Raw genomic sequence first — 348 nt, forward strand, 5'->3', positions numbered from 1 at the left:
ATGACAGCAACTTTTGGTAACTATGCATATCTTCGCGCAGAAAAACTCGGGCAACTGGATGATTTTTTTATCCATATCTGCCAGTTAGTTGCGTTGATCACTATCGGTCTCTTGTTTATCGGTGTTTTAAATGCACCTATCAATGCTTATGAAATGGTGATCTACCCCATCGCCTTTTTTGTCTGCTTGTTTGGTCAAATGCGTTTGTTTCGCTCGGCATGAGCAACATAAAGCTCTTACACATTCAGGAATGAAGGAATACTGTGATGGACAACAAAATATCAACCTATTCACCGGCCTTTAGTATTGTGTCATGGATAGCTCTCGTTGGTGGTATCGTTACCGTTA

At 40.8% G+C, this 348-nt stretch carries 1 protein-coding gene; it reads left to right on the top strand.

All coding sequences use genetic code 11. From position 1 onward, the window contains the following. The coding region (locus tag ACXIUA_RS00935; protein ID WP_457975905.1) for a hypothetical protein at positions 1-222 on the top strand (222 nt) is incomplete at its 5' end. Between the last annotated feature and the right edge of the window lie 126 nt (positions 223-348).

Source organism: Corynebacterium sp. UMB8791, from assembly GCF_054166365.1.